Consider the following 18,049-nt stretch of genomic DNA (forward strand, 5'->3'; position numbering starts at 1 on the left):
TCCTTGCACATTTGGTTCGTTCATTCTTTATTCAGTTTTCAAAGGTCAATCATGTATCACTCGTTACGTGATAGCTTATTCATATTATCACGGCCGCCGCATCTTGTCAACAGTTTTTAAAATTAAATTTCAAACTGTTTCGTCGGATGAATCAGCAACTTTCATATGATAACATCGTTTTATCTTGCTGTCAACAATGATTCTTATCTTGCCGCTGCCTTACAAAAGACAACTTCATAATACTATCATCATTTCAAACCTGTGTCAAACAGATTTCAGAATAAAACGCATCGGATTACCGAGGAACTAAACTTTACCACAAAAATGTAAGCCTTGTCAACAGCAGTGCATCAGCATTAATATGGATCCGTCATTTTATGGGAAACCCGATTATTTCTTCGAATACAGGGCTGCATATGCTGAATTTCCCAAAAATACTGCTGAAGCAGCGCGAGAAAATCAAAGAGGCAACCTCAAACTGCGAGGTTGCCTCACTTCATGCTTGTAGCACTAGTTCCTGTTAATTTATCTACCAACAATGTATCCGTTGGTATTTAAAGTTAATGTTCTTTGACATGATCTTCGTTCATGTGAGTCTTACAAACTTCCGGACTTCTTTTCCACTGAATGAGGAACATGGCCACAATATGAAGTTGTAGTACTGAAGATTCATCAAACATTTAAACGGGGCATCTCGCCACTCACATTTAAACACGAATCTTCTTCGAGATAACATTTTAAGTTTACTCGCCTAAAATGTTTCTCACTTCTGAACCTTTATCCATCCTATTACGGTTTTAACTTCACAGGTTAAATCAATTTTTCATAGTTTTTCAAGCTAATCTAAATCTTTTCTGCTGCTACGTTACTTTTTTCATTCAATCTGTCATGTTGAATCTTTTCTAGATTTTTCGGGTCTATACTTAAAGTCTCTACTCGATCATGAATGAAATTAAAACCATAAAACGCAAGAACTTCAATTGGTTCTATGTAAAGAATTCATTTTACACAACCCTTTCGAGTTATATACCCTTCCTTCTTTACACTGTAATAATAACATGAAAGCGCTTGCTTTGCAAGCAAATGTTGCCCATTTTTTAAAATTATTCGAATCTTTTTTGTGTATTCCTCCAAGTTTCCGAGTGATTTTATGACTGTATTCTCAGCTCCTGCTTCAGAAGAATTTAAGGGCCGCCTCCCAGCAGCCCCCAATTCGATCACAGCTTCATCTTGACGACGACAGCTTCATTCACTTGCACCAATTCATCATTTAAGTAAACGTCAAGCTCCGGCCCTTCTTCAACTGTGAGGGTCACTTCTCCCTCGATGACTTCCACATCAAGCAAGCTGCCGCGGAAATTGATTTTGAAATCATAGCCTTGCCAACTTTTGGGAACGAATGGTTTGAAATGCAGGACGCCCTCTTTCACGCGCATTCCGGCAAATCCTTGGACAATAGCCAACCAGGCACCGCTCATCGAAGTGATGTGGAGCCCGTCATTCGTATCATTGTTGTAGTTGTCCAGATCCAATCTTGCGGTGCGCGCGTAAAGTTCGACCGCTTTTTCTTCTTTGCCGAGTTCCGCAGCCAGGACAGCATGAACGGAAGGCGATAAGGATGATTCGTGCACAGTCATCGGTTCATAGAAATCAAAATTGCGTCTCTTTTCTTCCATGCTGTACCGATCATTCAGGAAATAGATGCTCTGCAGCACATCGGACTGTTTGATGAACGGGGATCGGAGTATCTTATCCCATGACCAGTGCTGATTCAAAGGCCTTTCGCTCGGATCCAACGTATCGGCAGAACGAAGGTCTTTATCAAGGAACGTGTCATGCTGGACGAAAACGCCGAGTTCTTCATCATACGGATAATACATCCGGGCAATGATATCTTTCCAGTGGTCCGTTTCCGTTTCCGTCAGGCCATGCTCTGCCCATTTCTCGGCGGACACTTTATTGAGCGCATCCAGCGTGTATTGCAGCGTCCAAGTTGCCATATTGTTGGTGTGGTAATTGTTGTTGACGTTGTTTTCGTATTCGTTCGGGCCAGTCACGCCATGGATCATGTATTTTTGGTTGCGTTTGGAAAAATGGACCCGATCCGCCCAGAAACGGGAAATACCTACAAGGACATCGATACCGGTCTCCACAAGATAGCTTTCATCGCCAGTGTAATTTGTGTAGTTATAGATGGCATGCGCGATCGCTCCGTTGCGGTGGATTTCTTCGAAAGTGATCTCCCATTCGTTGTGGCATTCGATTCCGTTGAAAGTCACCATCGGATACAAAGCGCCTTTCAGCCCCTGCTGGCGAGCGTTGTGGAAAGCACCCGGCAACTGCTGATGACGGTAGCGCAACAACTGGCGGGTGACTTTCGAATCGGCCACTGAAAGGTACATCGGCACCATGTATGCCTCTGTATCCCAATAGGTGGCGCCGCCGTATTTCTCGCCAGTGAAGCCTTTCGGACCGATGTTCAAGCGTTCGTCTTCGCCGTAATAAGTGGAGAATAGTTGGAAAAGATTGAAACGGATTCCTTGCTGCGCTTCGTCTTCGCCCATTATTTTAACGTCCGCTTTCGCCCATCTCGCTTCCCAGGCACGTTCATGCGCGGCGATAAGTATATCGTAGCCTTCCCCAGCTGCTTCACTGGACATCTTTTTGGCGATGAATGCTTGCTCAGCATCCGGAATGTCCCGACTGGTGATGACAGCGACATACTTGTCCAAAACGACCTTTCCGCCCGCGGAAACGAGTCCTGAAAAAGTTTCTTCTACTAATAGGCCGCTTTCGTTGCTGCCGGTTTGCCCTAATCCAGAAACACGGTTGCTCATCGCTGCAGTGACCGTAAACCGGTCGATCCCGAATGGATTCGGAATCGTTTTGGCACTCAGGCTGACCGGTGCATCCAAGGTACGCCCCGCTTCTTCCCAGAACATTTCTTCGTAATTCGCATCCTCATTCGTGACGTTCCCGTCCAGACGCGGATGGAATTCCAGGTCGGCCGAGCCTTTCAACACTTCCGCCGTTACCCGCACAAGGCAAAGTTCCTTCTGTGAGATGCTGACGAAGCGTTCAAAAGTGAACTTGATTTCCGCAGCATCGCCCTCACTTTTCCAAATGAAGCTGCGGTTCAATACGCCGCGATGCATGTCCAATTCCATGTGAAAATCCGAGACATGTTGCTTCGCCAAATCAAGCGGTTCGCCATCGATAAGAATGCCAACAGCAATGAAGTTCATGGCGTTGATGACTTTCCCGAAATATTCCGGGTAGCCATTTTTCCACCAACCCACACGTGTTTTGTCGGGATACCAGACACCCGCCAAGTAGGTCCCTTCATGGGTATCGCCTGAATAGCCCTCCTCAAAATTGCCGCGCATCCCCATATAGCCATTACCGATCGCGGTCAGGCTTTCCTGCAGCCGCTTCTCTTCTCTATCCAATACAGCTGTCTTTATTTTCCATGGATCGATATCAAACAGTCTTTTCATGAACGTTCCCTCTTTCCGGAATCAGATGCCGCTCCTTTTCGAAGCCCGCATAAGAATGATTGTTATGATGGCTCTATTATCCCAATTTTGACCACTTCATTGCAAGCGCAATCACGGATGGCACTGCTATATTTTCAATCTGATTCGAATATTTTCCCCTGTGAACTCAAACTTCGGTCAGCAGCGCTTCGCCGTAGCTCTTGAACAATATTGGCAGACTTCGTGTCTCCAGCAACCCTTCACTGATTTGATACTCCTGATCATCCAGCAGATTCCGGTACCCACCGTCAGGCAAATCGACGGCAACCTTGGCCGCTTTCCCGTCCAGACAGAAGATGCCCGTCAGCCTTTCATTCCCAAGCCGGTAATAGCCGATGACCGTCTCCGATTCGGCGGTTGCCGTCAGGTCATAACTACCCTCCCGAACGGCAGCCTCCCTCTTGAAACGTTGCAGCCGCTGCAGTAAGGGTGTCAGATCCTCCTCATGGTTCCATAAAATTGGATCCTTTTCGAACAGATCCGGCAGATGAGCCGTCGCGGTCTCCTGTCCGCCGAAAAGCAACAAGGTCCCTTTCTGGAAATAGGTAAAGGCCGTCCAATTCCGCAACCTGCCGAGGTCCTCGATTTTCGAACGGATGCGCGGATGATCATGGTTCTCCAGGAAACGCAGTTTGACGTAATTCACGGGATAGATGCCATCCTGGAACAGAAGGACATCAAGATAGTTTTTTAGGCTGATCTCTTCCCAGAAGTAAGCCTGCTGGAAATCATGCACATCATAGTCGTAGGTGATATCGAAGGCTTCATACAATTCACTGTCGGAGTGGCCGATATTGCCTCGGTCCCGATTCATCCGCAGAAAAGTTGGGTGGACCGATTCGGCCAACCAGACGACGCCTTCTTTGACTTCCGCGACTTCTTTTCTGGCGCGCACCCAAAAATCCAAAGGCACGAGACTTGCCACATCGCAGCGGAAACCGTCCACAATCGTTGCCCACTGCTTCAAGGTTTCGATTTGATAATCCCATAGGCCCGGATGGGTGTAGTCCAAGTCGACGATGTCATACCACTCCCCGACTTTATTGCCCATTTCGCCGTTCGGCCGGCGATAGAACCACTCGGGATGCTGTTCGACAAGCAGCGAGTCAGGCGAAGTGTGGTTGTACACCACATCGATCATCACCTTCATGTCCAAATCGTGTATTGCGTCGGCCAACGTTTTGAAGTCGTCCATCGTCCCGTAGGCAGGATTGACGGCGCGGTAGTCTCTGATGGCGTAAGGACTGCCTTCCACCCCTTTGCGCTTCGTTTCGCCGATGGGATGGATCGGCATGAACCAGATGGTGTCCGTACCCAACCCCTTTATCCGTTGCAGATCGGGGATGACGGCAGCAAAAGTCCCTTCAGGTGTATGGTTTCGCACATAAATGCAATAGATGATTTCATTTCGTAAGTTCAAGCGTGTGTCTTTTGCCATAAGAATCCCCCTTGACTAGTTTAACTATTGTAATCAATCTGGAAAACAGCGGTCCCGTAAGGCGCCAGGTACAACGTTTCCCCTTCCAGTCTGTTCCCTTCATTCTGCAAAAGAATCTGCCGGTATCCGTGCTGTTCCAACGGGTGAAGTACGAATTCGCGCGTTTGATCCGTAACGTTACAGATGACCAAACCGACTTTTTTGTCCATCACGCGCTCATAGACAAAGAAATCATCATGCGTTCCCCAGAGATGATAGTCCCCTTCGACGAACAGATCCGTCTTCTTCAGATCCAATACTTTTCGGTAAAAATGCAAGATACTGTCGAAATCTGCTTCTTCCGCGGCAACGTTATACTCCGCTTCGACGTTGACGCCACTCCACGGAGCAACCGTCGAAAAACCGGCAAAAGCTGACTGATCCCATTGCATCGCACCGCGGCTGGCGTCTTTGGAACTTTCCCGCAGATTGTAAAGGACCGCCTCTTCGCTGTACCCCAATGCCAAGGCATCCTTATAGAACGTTTGCGCTTCCGGTGAATGGAAATTTTTGATGTCATTCAGGTAAAGGTTCTTCATCCCAAGTTCTTCCCCGTTGAGGATGAATGGGATGCCCTTCTGAAGATACATCAGAGCCGCCAGCATTTTCGCGCTGTTATCGCGGTAGACGGTGTCGTCCCCGATCCGGGAAACGACCCGAGCCATATCGTGGTTGTTCCAATAGAGAGTCGGACCGCCGACATCCGCCATGACTTTCTGCCACTCCTGCAGATTTTTCTTGAAGGCACCGTACAACAGCTTCGTCTTCTGCATATTTGAAGAAAGTCGCGGGTCTTTCGACTTTTCATCCATCGTGAAATAACGGAAAGTGATGACCGTGTCGCAGCCCCCGGCAACGGGATCCGTATAGGAACGCGCCAGCTCGACGGTGGCCGAGGCTGCTTCCCCGACGATGAACGTGTCCGGATAGCGTTCCCGCAAAGTTGAGGTGAAGAATTTCATGTATTCATTGATTTTTGGCAGATTGGCGTAATAGTTCTCGGCCAGTCCGATTTCCCCTTCATCCAGCCCTTCCACATCCGGAAATCCTTCTTCCTTTTGCAGATGGATGAAAGCATCCAAACGGAAACCATCGACTCCTTTATCGAGCCAGAAAAAAGCGATGTCGACCATCGCGCGCCGCACTTCCGGATTGGCCCAATTCAGATCGGGCATTTCCTTCGCAAACAGATGGAAATAATATTGGTCACCGGATGGTTCCTTTTCCCAAACAGTTCCGGTGAAAAAGGATTCCCAATTGTTAGGCAGATCCTGCCCGCCGTTTTTGCCGTCCGCCCAGATATAATAATCGCGGTACGGATTGTCTTTCCCCTTTAAGGCTTCCTGGAACCACGGATGCTGTTCCGAAGTATGGTTCATCACAAAATCGAAGATGACTTTGATGCCGCGTTTATGCGCCTCGAGGATCAACTCTTCAACCTCAGCCATCGTCCCGAAAATCTGATCGATTTCGAGAAAGTCGGAAATATCATAGCCATTATCGACTTTCGGCGATTTGAAGATCGGATTCAGCCAAATCATATTGACGCCCAAATTTTGAATGTAATCCAAGCGGTTGATGACGCCGCGGATATCCCCGACACCATCCCCGTTGGAATCCTGAAAACTCATCGGATACACTTGATACACAATCAAACCATGCCACCACTCACGCACATTACCCATACCAAAAACCTCACTTTTATGATGTGAAAAGCGGAACGGGTTCGCTCAGCCCTGAAAGAAATTTAGGAAATCGTGCCATGCAACGTTCCCTACGGTCACCTTTTACTGGGACTCTAAGGGATGAATCCCTAAGACTCCCATGCAACTGAGCATCGAAGAGCGCAATATGCTGAGAGACTTCCTGCGTCAGCAGGTTAGTCGAACAGTATCCTTGGCTCGCAGAGACAAGGGGTTCCTTTATCCTTTTTCCGAAGGGCTTACCCGTGAAGCTAGCCATCATTATTCGTTGTAATAATAACTACCTTAAGCTTACCCAAAAGGCCTAATAAAAACAAATCACAGGATGTGATGATGCCCATACTTTGCAGCATTCCATCATTTTCTGTACGATTTCCCCATTTCCTTGGTATAATGATGAAGTTAAAGCAATTAAACTAACTTACTCATCATCCAAAAGGAGTCCTCATCCATGAAAAAAACAATCGGATTCATCGGCAGCGGGAATATGGGCGGAGCCATCATCGGCGGGCTTGTCGGTTCTGCGCTTGTTGCACCAAACCAAGTCATCGTATCCAGCCAAAACAACGAAAGCCTGCAAGCCTTGAAGGAACAACACGGCATCCGCATCGCGGCCGACAACAGACAGGTGGCAGCCGAATCGGACATCCTTTTCTTGGCAGTCAAACCGAATATCTACAATGTCGTCATCGACGAAATAAAAACGGCCATCAAAGAGAATGTCGTCATCGTTACGATCGCAGCCGGAAAAAGCTTAAGCGACATCGAAGAGCGCTTCGGCCGCAAGGTGAAAGTAGTCCGCGCCATGCCGAATACTCCTGCTTTGGTCGGCGAAGGCATGACCGGCATCTGCGCCAACGAAGTGGTGAACGTCGCTGAGCTGACGGATGTCAAAAATATCTTTGACAGCTTCGGTCGCAGCGAAATGGTTGCGGAATACATGATGGACGCCGTGACAGGCGTCAGCGGTTCATCCCCGGCCTTGGTCTTCATGTTCATCGAATCTTTGGCCGATGGCGCCGTCCGCGGCGGTATGCCTCGCCAACAAGCCTACAAATTTGCGGCACAGGCAGTACTTGGTTCCGCAAAAATGGTGCTGGAAACAGGCAAACATCCCGGCGAACTGAAGGATATGGTCTGCTCTCCGGGCGGAACGACGATTGAAGCCGTTGCGGAATTGGAAAAAAATGGATTCCGATCCGCTGTCATTTCGGCCGTCCAGACAACCATCGACAAATCCATCGCCATGAGCAAACCGAAAGAGAACTGAATCTAACCAAAACGAACCTCCTGAGCCGTTGCATGCGCTCAGGAGGTTCGTTTGTGATATAAAAAAAAGCTCTACCCCACAATCTCGGAGTAAGAGCTCTTGGCTATATAATTGTTAATGATGGTGGTGATGCCCGGCAGCTTCGGCTCCGTCATCGATGTCTTCTTTTTGGACCCCTTTTTCCTGACACTCAGGACAGATGCCGTAGACTTCCATGCGGTGATGGCTGACTTGGAAACCAGTCAAATTCTCGGCGACCATCTCGACATCATCCAATACCGGATAATAAAGATCGACGATTTTTCCGCAACTTTCGCAGATGGCATGATAATGCTGCGTATTGCTGAAGTCAAAACGGCTTGAAGCATCTCCATAAGCCAATTCCTTCACAAAACCAATTTTTACAAAAAGTCTCAAATTGTTGTAAACAGTGGCTGCGCTCATGTTCGGAAAGCGATCAGCCAACGCTTTGTAGATATCATCCGCAGTCGGATGCATCTTGGACTCGACCAAATATTCCAAAATCGCGTAACGTTGCGGTGTAATTCGGATATTTGCATTTTTCATTTTTTCGATTGAATCATTTACGACTGTGCGGTGCATGGTGTATCCCCCCTCTTCTGGAATCACTTGTATATGATAGTCATTATAATTTACATTTAGCTGAGTTCATCATATATCGATTTGCCGAAAATAGCAATACATAAGCCCCTAACATTCATAAAAAATACTTACTTTTTATTATCTCGCCGCTGATGATAGCGGATGCAAGGCAAACCTTGACTTAGGATGCTTTCATCCAATCTTTACACCGGGTCCGGATTGGTATATCCTTAACTTGAAATGCTATTATTAGTCGTCTACACAAATTATTGACATGGAGCTGAAACTTATGAAACTTGGCGCCCGCACCTTTAAAACGGGTCTCGCCGTCGCATTATCAATGATCGTCGCCCAATACTTCGGATTCGAAGGCGGAGGCGTCATCGCCGGCATCGCAGCCATCTATTCCACCCAGCCTTCCCTCGGGCGTTCCTATGCCAACCTGAAGAGTCGGATCATGGCCAATACGATTGGCGGCTTAGTCGCCGTTTTCGTTGTCATGACCTTGGGATACAACATCTATCTGCTCGGCATTTCGGTCATGCTGTTGATCGCGATCCTGAATGCCCTCAAGCTCGAAGACGTGATTGGGCTGTCGATTGTGACATTGATCGTAATCATGGTCGGCACGGATGACAATTTAATGTTAAGTGCAACCTATCGCGTATTAGAAACATTCGTTGGCGTCATCATTGCCTTTTTGGTCAATACATTCGTTGCCCCTCCGCGATACGATGAACGGTTGTACCACACGGTGGACTATGCCACTACCGAGTTTCTGATTTGGATCCGCGCCGGCTTGCGCAAGAACACCGAATATTCCATCATGAACAACGATCTGAAATGGGCACGCACGCAGCTCAAAAAAATGGACAACCTTTATCAATACTTGACCGAAAGCGGTCTGTTCAACAAACAAAACAAATATCAGAACAAAAAGATGCTCGTCGTTTACCGCAAAATGATCCAAACGACCCGCTCCGCCTTCCACGTCCTGGAAGTTCTGCACGATTACGAAAATGTATTCTATCAGTTCCCAGCCGAAATGCGCATCATGATCCGCGAACGTTTGGAAACGCTGATGAGCGGCCATGAACAGATTATGCTGAAATTCAGCGGTCGCGTTCGGGCCAATCAAGTCAATTTCTTTGAAGCAGATAAGGCCCAGCGCCACGAAATGATGGACGTCTTTTTCCAGCGCGCGCAGGAAGAAAGTGATTTCGGCAAATACAGCAGTTCCGAAAGCTACGGCATCATCCATCTGATGAGTGCCATACTGGCATACGAAGACGATCTGGTCCACTTCAACAAATTGGTCCGCAGCTACAAAGCGACACCGGGCAATAAATCCAAGAACATAAAAAATATCGAAGATATCATCCACTGACCTGCCGTTATGGCTTGTTCGGCGGCAGCAAAAAGAGGCACGCAAGCGACCAAGAGTATTCCTGGTCGCTTGCGTACCTCTTTTTATATATTCCGGAAATATTTTTTCCTAGCCTTGGAAAGCCCATTTCTCGATAGCATGGGCCACACCGTCCTCTTCATTGGATAAGGTGATTTCGTTGGCGATGCTCTTAAGATTATCGGTTCCGTTTGACATCACGACGCCCAAACCGGCAACTTGGATCATTTCGTAGTCGTTCTCGCCATCACCCAGAGCCATCACTTCCTCCATCGCGATCCCCAAATGGTCCGCCAATTTTATCAACGCAGTGCCTTTATTTGAGTTCTTTTCCATCACTTCCATAAGAAAATCCTGACTGCGGACAATATAAAAGTCATCACGCATCTTGTCGGGGATAGCCGAATCGATGACATCAACCTCGTTCGGTTCTCCGATGTAAAGGATCTTCATCAAACCCATCTCTTCGCTTACGCCTGTGGGATCCAATACGCTGATGTCCATGTTTACGAGAGTGGCATCCTTTTGCATCGATTCCGTCACTTCATCTTCCAAGCTGTAGTAATGGTACTCGCCAACCAACAGCGTCCCAACAGAAAAGCCTTTTCCGAACTCGTAAATTTCCTGCACTTCAGCAAGCGTCAACGTCTTTTTGTAGACCGTTTCGTCCGTGTCCGCGCGCAGAATGTAGGCGCCATTCTGGGCGATGATGTAGTCCTCGTGTTCCCCGAATCCCAATTCGTCGGCATACGGCTTGATGCCCGCAGGCGGACGGCCGGTGCAGAGCACGATTTTGATCCCCCTACGAATCGCCTCTTGAATCGTCTCTTTCACTTTTTGCGTCATTACTTTCTGTTCATTGACCAACGTGCCGTCGATATCGATCGCTATCATTTTTATCATCTGAATACCCCACTTCATCATTATCATGCAACATCATTCTCTGTTCATTGTACCAAAAATTGCTCTATGATGTGACAATCTTGCATTAGGCCGAATGAAAAATGTTACAAAGAACGGCAGTCAGGCTGCCGCCTGGGGTCACAAACTCCGGCGAGCTAGGGCTGGGCCGGAGTTCAGTGCGGATTCAGTTACCCTGCTCCGGCGAGCATCCGGTCGCCGGAGTTGGGTTCAGATTCGGCTGCTGTCCTCCGGCTAACCCTCTCTAAACCGGAGGACAGCTCCGGACTGTTCCACCATATCAAAAAACGGTCGCCTCATGTGAGACGACCGCCCGGACTACCATCATTTATTTTTTACAAGCACTGCAACGGAGAGGTATTCCACCCGGATGCGGGATAGTCCTTCGACTATTCTCGGTTCATCCAAGTTCGCTTTGCCGTCTTCGATCAACACCCGATAGTCTCCGGCTTCAACATCAAAATCGATGGCATTCGTCTGGCCATTGAAAATGACGTAGTATAACTTTTCCGTGTCCTCCAACTGATAGACGACGATCTGATAATCGGCTTTGAGTATATTCATGTGCCCTTTGACTTCATCAATGGTCTGCAAGCGGAATAACGGCTCCCGTTTGCGCAATGCAATCAAGCCTTTCATGTAATCCACAGCTTGTTTCATCTCGAAACGGCGGTGCCAATCCATACGGTTAATCGAATCCGGCGCATTGTAGCTGTTCTCAAGCCCGTTCTTTGTGCGCAAAAACTCTTGCCCTGCATGGATGAACGGAATGCCTTGGCTCAACAGGACGAAGCTGCTTGCCAAAAGGTGACGCCGCACACGGGAATCCTCCTCATCCCACGGCATTGAAATCTTCAATTTGTCATAAAGCGTCAGATTGTCGTGAGCTTCGACATATTGCACTATCTGAGCCGGAGTCTTATAGTTGCCTCGGCTAGCGGGGTAATACGCTCCACCTTGCAGATTGGTGGCGACCCAACCTTCCATGAACGGTTTGCCGGTGACAAACCCGGTATCGTTCCCGCTGTTGAAGTCGGAACCTTTGATTGCTTCGCGCAATGCATCATTGAAATGAGCCACGCCGGGCATGCGGTCCGCATTTTGTTGGACAGCCTTTTCGGAAGGTGGCAGATTGGTGTTCAGGTTCCATCCTTCGCCAAGCATGATGATGGAAGGATCGATTGCATCCAAAGCGACACGGATTTCATTCATCGTTTCGATATCATGGATTCCCATGAGATCAAAGCGGAATCCATCCATATGGAAATTCTTCGCCCAATAGGTGATGCTGTCGATGATGTACTTGCGCATCATATAACGCTCCGAAGCGGTATCGTTACCGACACCCGTCCCATTGGAGAGTGTCCCATCGACATTTCTGCGGAAATAATAGCCTGGCACAGTTTTTTCCAAAGCATGCAGTTTCGGTAAATAGACGTGATTATAAACGACGTCCATGATGACACGGATTCCCGCATCGTGCAAGCCTTGGATCATTTCCTTCATTTCCAGGATCCGAACTTCCGGTTGATAGGGATTGGTGGCATAGGATCCTTCCGGAACATTGAAGTTCTGCGGATCATAGCCCCAGTTGTATTGTTCCAATGGTTTCAATTCATTGACTGTGGAAAAATCGGCCATCGGCAAAAACTGGACATGCGTTACGCCAAGTTCTTTAAGGTAATCCAGCCCGGTCTTGTCGCCATCCACAGATGAGGTACCTTGCTCGACAACTCCTAGGAATTTGCCTTTGTTTGCAATCCCGCTTGTTGGGGAAATCGTGAAGTCACGAATATGTAATTCATAAATAATGGCGTCGACTGGTGAAGCGATCGGCTCCAATCGGGCTCCCCATCTTTTTGGATTAGTGTTTACTGCATCCATAATGACGGAGCGTTCTCCGTTTGCGGTGGTCGCGTAGCTATAGGGGTCAACTGTCTCGACCACTTTGCCATCCGGAAAAGTAATCGCATATTTATAGGCAGTCCCCGCATAGTCCCCAATCATAATAAGTTCGTGAGTTCCTCTTCCACCTTTTCCCATCATGTGTCTTTTTTTCTCTTTGAGATACAGACTTTCATAAACAACTACTTCTACGCTGAGCGCAGTCGGAGCCCATAACCGCAGAATAGTCCGTTGCGGTGTATAGAGTGCTCCCAATTCTCCATCAAATGAATATTTTTTATCAAAAACAGGCGACTGCACAAATTGCTCTAGTCGATTATCTAAATTATCCAAGTCATATTGATAATAAGTAGTCGATAGAACGTCAGTCCGTTTCCGTTCATCAACTTGTATGTACATGACATTACCTCCGAAAAATCTCTTTTCTGATGAAATTGCGTTTATGCGGATGGCTATCGTGCGGCGGTTTCCAAATTTGGCTGCATATTTGTGAAATACATAGCTTCGGACCTACACAGAACCCCTTTTATAAAAGCGCTTACATCTTTTGTTTACGCCATAATTATACATCACAACCTCAACAATATCAATATTTCAAAGCTATTCTTAATATGTTAAAACAATTGCGTTTTTGTGTAGTAATGCAGGCTCCAGATTGTGAATACCCGAGTATACAGGTTTGACTTTCTTATATTTTTATGAAGTGGGAAATGAAAAAAACAGACAAAAAGCCCACATTTACCGGACAATACGGCAAACGCAGACTATGTATTTGTGTTTCATTATGTGAGTATGTGATGGTAATCTATCAATTATACATCGATGCAATATCAGTTTTTATGAAGCTGAATCCTCGGTTATACTTTGCTCTAGCGTTTCTGAAGTCGATGATGAGGAATCCACGCTCGGAACGGATTCTTCGATAACTGGAGCTACGTAAGGTGGAGCCACATATGTCGGGGCCACGTATGTTGGAGCTACATATGTCGGGGCCACGTAAGCTGGAGCTTCATAAGCTGACTCTTCTTCCACCGATTCTTCGCTGTCGACCTCTTCACTGACAGCCTCTTCGCTGTCGATTACAGTCTCTTCCGGAACGGCTAAAGTTGGTGCAATCGGTGTGCTGGCAGGTTTCTCACCTTCCACATACAACCCGGTTGTCGTATCGACCATTTTGGTCTGTAAGCTATTCGCAAACATTTCACCGAATAATTGCTGTCCGGCTTCATTCAATTCCACTCCGGCCGCGTCCATGAAGTTAGCCAGCGCTTCGCTGCGATTCGCCAGCTCAGCAAGGAAATCCGAATGGACATCGTATAAAGGAACAGTGAAAGCACCATTTTGTGAAATCAGATTATTGGTGTAGTTCTGATAATCTAAAGTGCGTGAATTCCAATCAGAGATTTTCGCTTCTGAAGGAGGCGGGGTCACCAACACGATCAACGCATCAGGCAAAGCTGCTCTGATTTCGTCGTAGACTGTATAGATAGATTGTGTGGATTCAGCTAAGCTGATATCGACCATCTGATCCGTCTTGGTAGGAATGGTGTAAAATATAACATCAGGATTGCTTTCTACCAATTCTTGAGAATATTGGCTGCTCAGAAAGACGGAACTGCTGTCGGATGGGTGACTGAAGAATGACGTCGTCAGATTCTCAAGCGGAAAATCCGCCTGGATATCCGCAATAGCTGACTTCGCCCAAGCCGCATCTGATGCGACATCCCCAAAAAAAGCAACATTGACTGCATTCTTATGATAGTGAACATATTGCAGATAATCAACGACCGTCGCGTTACTTCTGCTATCGGAAAAAGCGGCCAAAAACTGCGCATAAGCTTCTGATGTGTCGCTCTCTACAACCACTGATTCTTGCGACGAGGTCACTTGAAACACTGACTCTGTTCGTTTTTCCCCTTCACTCAACAAAGCTTCTTTTTTCCCGGCTGCATATTTATATCCAAATAGAACAATAGCAATCGTAAGGATGCCCATGAGGGAAACGATTATTATTTCCTTCTTCTTCATTCTAACGCCTCCAAATTTTTTAAATAACTATAATATTGACTCTTTATTCCAGACTATAACAATCATAATATAACGGTTGTGTTAATGCACGGTATTTTTTCGGCCAGACGGATATTTCCGATAAAAAACCAGCCGATCATGAAGCTCGACTGGTTTTTTATAATTTGGATTCATCACGAGTTTTGCTGATTATGCGACAGCTGACAGTACCGCTCATACCATAAGTCGACGTATTCTTTGGAAAATGGACCTTTTTCTTCGTTGATCCAGCTCACCAAAATCTTTACGTTCTCTTTCAGGATATGATCGATCTCTTTTGGGTAATTCATGCGATTGCGATGCAATTCATACTCATCTACATCAAGCAAACGTTTTTCACCATCAGGAAAAACTTTAATGTCCAGGTCATAATCGATGTACTTCAGTGCTTCCTGGTCGATCACATAAGGCGATGCCAGATTGCAATAGTAGGAGACACCCTTTTGGCGGATCATGGTGACGATGTTGAACCAATAATGTTTATGGTAATACAACAATGCAGGCTCTCTGGTGACCCAGCGACGCCCATCTGCTTCCGTTACTAAGGTGTGATCATTACAGCCGATTATGGATTGGTCACTAGTTTTTAATACCATGGTGTCACGCCACGTTCGATGCAGGCTGCCGTCATGCTTATAACTCTTTATGGTGATGAATTCTCCCTCCCGAGGGTTATGCATCACGGTGCCCAACTTTCTTCAACTATTTGAGCCCTCGCCGGAAATATTTTCGGCGGAACTCTCAACTTTCAGTTCATTGAACAGTATATCATAGAATGGAAATAGATTGCGAAACTTTAGCCATTATAGACCAAATTCTTTTCGGGTCTGTTGCTGAAATTGTTGCCACATTTTTTGCTGCGGCACCGGGAAAGCATAATCGGCAAAATCATTTTCGCTGACCCAACGGCATTGTTCTGGCAATGGGCTGCCATCGTTCGTCAACACGCGTCCGTAATAACCGGTGATGTGCCATTTGATGTGACTGAAGACATGATTGACCGATCCGGTTTCCGCCTTCAGCCACACAGGCTTCAAGCCGTATTTTTCAGCCACAGCCGCTGAAAGCTGTGCTTCGATCTGGTTAAAGGACGGCAGCTTTTTGTCGGCCTTCTTTGCTGCTTCTGTCAGCTTCGGGAAATCCTCCGCGACCAGCAATTCCGTCTGGATGGTGGCCGGTTCTTGGGTTGCGCCCGCCGATTCCGGAAGCGCATCGAGGTCGAGCTGGATCAACGGAAAGGTCCAAAAATCCGCCAGCAGGCCGCTGTTCGGGCGCTTCTCCAAAAGGAACTGCTTCTCCCTGTTCTGCAGGATGATGCCCTGCAGGTTCATCGGCACCGGCCTTTTCGCTTTGCTTTTGACCGGATAAAGGTGCATCGTTCCGTTTTTGTAGGCGGCATTGAACGCCTTGATCGGGCTGATCTCAGGCTGCGGATTCAGCGGCGAACAGATGCTCGATCCCAAATCCATCAAGGCTTGGTTGAAGTCGCCCGGACGCTCCGGATCGATCAGTTCGCGCACGATTGCTTCGAAGATTTTCCGGCTGGCTGGTTTGGCGATGTCGGCATCGATTTCGAACAACCGGCTCATGACCCGCATGACGTTGCCGTCGACTGCCGGCTCAGGAATCTGGAAGGCGATGCTGGAAACGGCTCCTGCCGTATACGGACCGATTCCCTTCAGCTTCGCGATTTCCTGCGGATCTTCCGGGAAAATACCGCCGTATTCGGCGACGATCTGTTGTGCTGCTTTCTGCATGTTCTTGACGCGGGAATAATAACCGAGCCCTTCCCAAGCTTTCAGGATCGCGTCTTCAGGCGCTGCCGCCAACGCTGCGATGTCCGGGAATTTATCCAGGAAATTGTGGTAATACGGGATCACAGTGTCCACCCGTGTCTGTTGCAGCATGATTTCCGAAACCCAGATGCTGTAGGGGTCGCTCGTCCGGCGCCAAGGCAAGTCGCGTTTCTCTTTGTCGTACCAATCCAACAGGGCCTTGCGGAAAGCCTGTATCTTTTCGGCCGGCCACATCTCGATGCCGGCTGCTTTGAATATTTTTTCGTGCTCCGAATTTGTCATTATTCTGCTTCCTGTTCCTTTTCTTCGATATAGGCGGAGATCATATCTCCTTGGTAACCTTTTTGGTAAAGACCCGACCTCACTTTTTGGTGCAATTCACGGCCTTTCGCTTTACGCTCATAACGGCGCCAAAGTTTGTCGCCTTGCATACGCAGCGCGGCCATTTCATCCTCTTCCTCTTTTTCCGTTTCGATCTCTCCCATGACTTCCAGGACGATGTCGGAAGGATAGCCTTTCTGGTGCAGATGGAGGCGGATTTTCGAAGCCGCTTCATGCGAAGAGACCCGGCTTTGTTTGCGGAGCTGCTTTTCGGCGATCGTTTGGGCATTTTCCAGCTGCAGCTCATGCGGATACTGTTTCAGGGAAAAGGCGATATCTTCCTCCGACAAGCCTTTGCCTTTCAGTTCGTTGGCGATGAGCTGCGGTCCCTTCAGGTTCAGGTTCGCCGCCGTGCGCGTATAACTTTCGCCATAGCTGCGGTCATTGACGTAATTCTGGTCCACCAGCCGCGTCAGGGCACGTTCAATCGCGTCAGGGCTGATTTCTTCATCATGCAGCTTTTTGCGGACCTCTTTCTCGCTGCGCAGACTGTAGGACAGGTAATTGACCGCCGTCGTGTAAGCCATGTAATCGTAATTTTCCTTCTCGATCTCGGCGCTGCGCTCTTTCGTGAGCGTCATCCCTTTATGCAAGCCGACCTTGATGAGCACGGCTTCCGATATCGGAAAGGAGTACTCCCCGTCGATGAAGACATTGAAGCGGTCCTTGCGTTTTTTCTGGACAGTTATTTTTGTTACGACAGGCAATTTTTCAGCCTGTTCTTCGGTATGATCCATTTTCTACATCCTTTCGGCGAATCTCACTTGCTATTATACACGCAAAAACTGAAAGGAACAAAACGTATGTTCGAAATATTTGTTTGGACCGGTGATGTCTCGAACGAATTGCGTTGTTGTGGCAGGCGATGATGGATAACTCACGTTTATCCATCTTTCCGGATCCCATCACCCACCAAAAACACCAAAGGCTGCCTCATTTTGATATGCTCCCTCTATATAGGACAATGAATTACTTCAAGTCTTAT

At 47.5% G+C, this 18,049-nt stretch carries 12 protein-coding genes; 2 read left to right on the plus strand and 10 right to left on the minus strand.

The genetic code is table 11. The features are described 5' to 3' along the window. Positions 1-1,217: 1,217 nt before the first annotated feature. The 3 genes from C7R73_RS13585 to C7R73_RS13595 all read right to left on the minus strand — a co-directional run bounded on the left by C7R73_RS13585 (position 1,218) and on the right by C7R73_RS13595 (position 6,698). Positions 1,218-3,497 (minus strand): glycoside hydrolase family 65 protein, encoded by a 2,280-nt coding sequence (locus C7R73_RS13585; protein WP_106451007.1) that lies wholly within the window; start codon positions 3,495-3,497, stop codon positions 1,218-1,220. A 166-nt stretch (positions 3,498-3,663) separates the two neighbouring features. Next, on the minus strand, positions 3,664-4,974 hold the full coding sequence (locus C7R73_RS13590) for an alpha-amylase family glycosyl hydrolase (protein ID WP_106451008.1): 1,311 nt from the start codon (positions 4,972-4,974) through the stop codon (positions 3,664-3,666). A gap of 20 nt (positions 4,975-4,994) precedes the next feature. Beyond that, a complete protein-coding gene (locus C7R73_RS13595; protein ID WP_106451009.1) occupies positions 4,995-6,698 on the minus strand; it encodes an alpha-glucosidase in 1,704 nt (567 codons plus the stop codon). 469 nt (positions 6,699-7,167) lie between these two features. Here C7R73_RS13595 and proC point away from each other — a divergent pair, with 469 nt between their 5' ends. Continuing rightward, positions 7,168-7,986 carry a pyrroline-5-carboxylate reductase gene (gene proC / locus C7R73_RS13600; RefSeq protein WP_106451010.1) on the plus strand — a complete coding sequence of 273 codons (819 nt, stop codon included), beginning with the start codon at positions 7,168-7,170 and terminating at the stop codon, positions 7,984-7,986. A gap of 114 nt (positions 7,987-8,100) precedes the next feature. Here proC and perR read toward each other — a convergent pair whose 3' ends face one another. Further along, positions 8,101-8,589 carry a peroxide-responsive transcriptional repressor PerR gene (gene perR, locus C7R73_RS13605; RefSeq protein ID WP_106451011.1) on the minus strand — a complete coding sequence of 163 codons (489 nt, stop codon included), beginning with the start codon at positions 8,587-8,589 and terminating at the stop codon, positions 8,101-8,103. Positions 8,590-8,878: 289 nt separating this feature from the next. On the opposite strand from perR, the gene C7R73_RS13610 reads away from it, so the two are divergent. Next, the gene (locus C7R73_RS13610) at positions 8,879-9,976 is read left to right on the plus strand and encodes an FUSC family protein (RefSeq protein WP_161525962.1); all 1,098 of its coding nucleotides are present in this window, start codon (positions 8,879-8,881) and stop codon (positions 9,974-9,976) included. Between the two features lie 108 nt (positions 9,977-10,084). On the opposite strand, the gene C7R73_RS13615 is transcribed toward C7R73_RS13610, so the two are convergent. The 6 genes from C7R73_RS13615 to recX form a co-directional block, all read right to left on the minus strand. After that, positions 10,085-10,897, minus strand: a complete 813-nt coding sequence (locus C7R73_RS13615; RefSeq protein WP_161525963.1) for a Cof-type HAD-IIB family hydrolase — start codon at positions 10,895-10,897, stop codon at positions 10,085-10,087. Positions 10,898-11,239: 342 nt separating this feature from the next. Then, the gene (gene pulA, locus C7R73_RS13620; protein WP_106451014.1) at positions 11,240-13,219 is read right to left on the minus strand and encodes a type I pullulanase; all 1,980 of its coding nucleotides are present in this window, start codon (positions 13,217-13,219) and stop codon (positions 11,240-11,242) included. Between the two features lie 438 nt (positions 13,220-13,657). Beyond that, the gene (locus C7R73_RS13625; protein WP_106451015.1) at positions 13,658-14,848 is read right to left on the minus strand and encodes an SGNH/GDSL hydrolase family protein; all 1,191 of its coding nucleotides are present in this window, start codon (positions 14,846-14,848) and stop codon (positions 13,658-13,660) included. Between the two features lie 173 nt (positions 14,849-15,021). Beyond that, positions 15,022-15,567 carry a nucleoside tri-diphosphate phosphatase gene (gene ntdP / locus C7R73_RS13630; RefSeq protein ID WP_068561041.1) on the minus strand — a complete coding sequence of 182 codons (546 nt, stop codon included), beginning with the start codon at positions 15,565-15,567 and terminating at the stop codon, positions 15,022-15,024. A gap of 123 nt (positions 15,568-15,690) precedes the next feature. Continuing rightward, entirely contained in the window at positions 15,691-16,965 is a 1,275-nt protein-coding gene (mutY, locus tag C7R73_RS13635; protein WP_239992648.1) for an A/G-specific adenine glycosylase, read from the minus strand. Next, the gene (recX, locus tag C7R73_RS13640; RefSeq protein WP_106451016.1) at positions 16,965-17,801 is read right to left on the minus strand and encodes a recombination regulator RecX; all 837 of its coding nucleotides are present in this window, start codon (positions 17,799-17,801) and stop codon (positions 16,965-16,967) included. Before recX ends, mutY begins: the two co-directional genes overlap by 1 nt. Between the last annotated feature and the right edge of the window lie 248 nt (positions 17,802-18,049).

It is taken from the genome of Trichococcus alkaliphilus (genome assembly GCF_003008695.1).
Taxonomy (GTDB): domain Bacteria; phylum Bacillota; class Bacilli; order Lactobacillales; family Aerococcaceae; genus Trichococcus; species Trichococcus alkaliphilus.

Excerpts from the sequence above, each read along its gene's own strand:
- C7R73_RS13585 (WP_106451007.1), bottom strand. The coding sequence starts at position 3,497 with ATGAAAAGACTGTTTGATATCGATCCATGGAAAATAAAGACAGCTGTA.
- C7R73_RS13590 (WP_106451008.1), bottom strand. The coding sequence starts at position 4,974 with ATGGCAAAAGACACACGCTTGAACTTACGAAATGAAATCATCTATTGC.
- C7R73_RS13595 (WP_106451009.1), bottom strand. The coding sequence starts at position 6,698 with ATGGGTAATGTGCGTGAGTGGTGGCATGGTTTGATTGTGTATCAAGTG.
- proC (WP_106451010.1), top strand. The coding sequence starts at position 7,168 with ATGAAAAAAACAATCGGATTCATCGGCAGCGGGAATATGGGCGGAGCC.
- perR (WP_106451011.1), bottom strand. The coding sequence starts at position 8,589 with ATGCACCGCACAGTCGTAAATGATTCAATCGAAAAAATGAAAAATGCA.
- C7R73_RS13610 (WP_161525962.1), top strand. The coding sequence starts at position 8,879 with ATGAAACTTGGCGCCCGCACCTTTAAAACGGGTCTCGCCGTCGCATTA.
- C7R73_RS13615 (WP_161525963.1), bottom strand. The coding sequence starts at position 10,897 with ATGATAAAAATGATAGCGATCGATATCGACGGCACGTTGGTCAATGAA.
- pulA (WP_106451014.1), bottom strand. The coding sequence starts at position 13,219 with ATGTACATACAAGTTGATGAACGGAAACGGACTGACGTTCTATCGACT.
- C7R73_RS13625 (WP_106451015.1), bottom strand. The coding sequence starts at position 14,848 with ATGAAGAAGAAGGAAATAATAATCGTTTCCCTCATGGGCATCCTTACG.
- ntdP (WP_068561041.1), bottom strand. The coding sequence starts at position 15,567 with ATGCATAACCCTCGGGAGGGAGAATTCATCACCATAAAGAGTTATAAG.
- mutY (WP_239992648.1), bottom strand. The coding sequence starts at position 16,965 with ATGACAAATTCGGAGCACGAAAAAATATTCAAAGCAGCCGGCATCGAG.
- recX (WP_106451016.1), bottom strand. The coding sequence starts at position 17,801 with ATGGATCATACCGAAGAACAGGCTGAAAAATTGCCTGTCGTAACAAAA.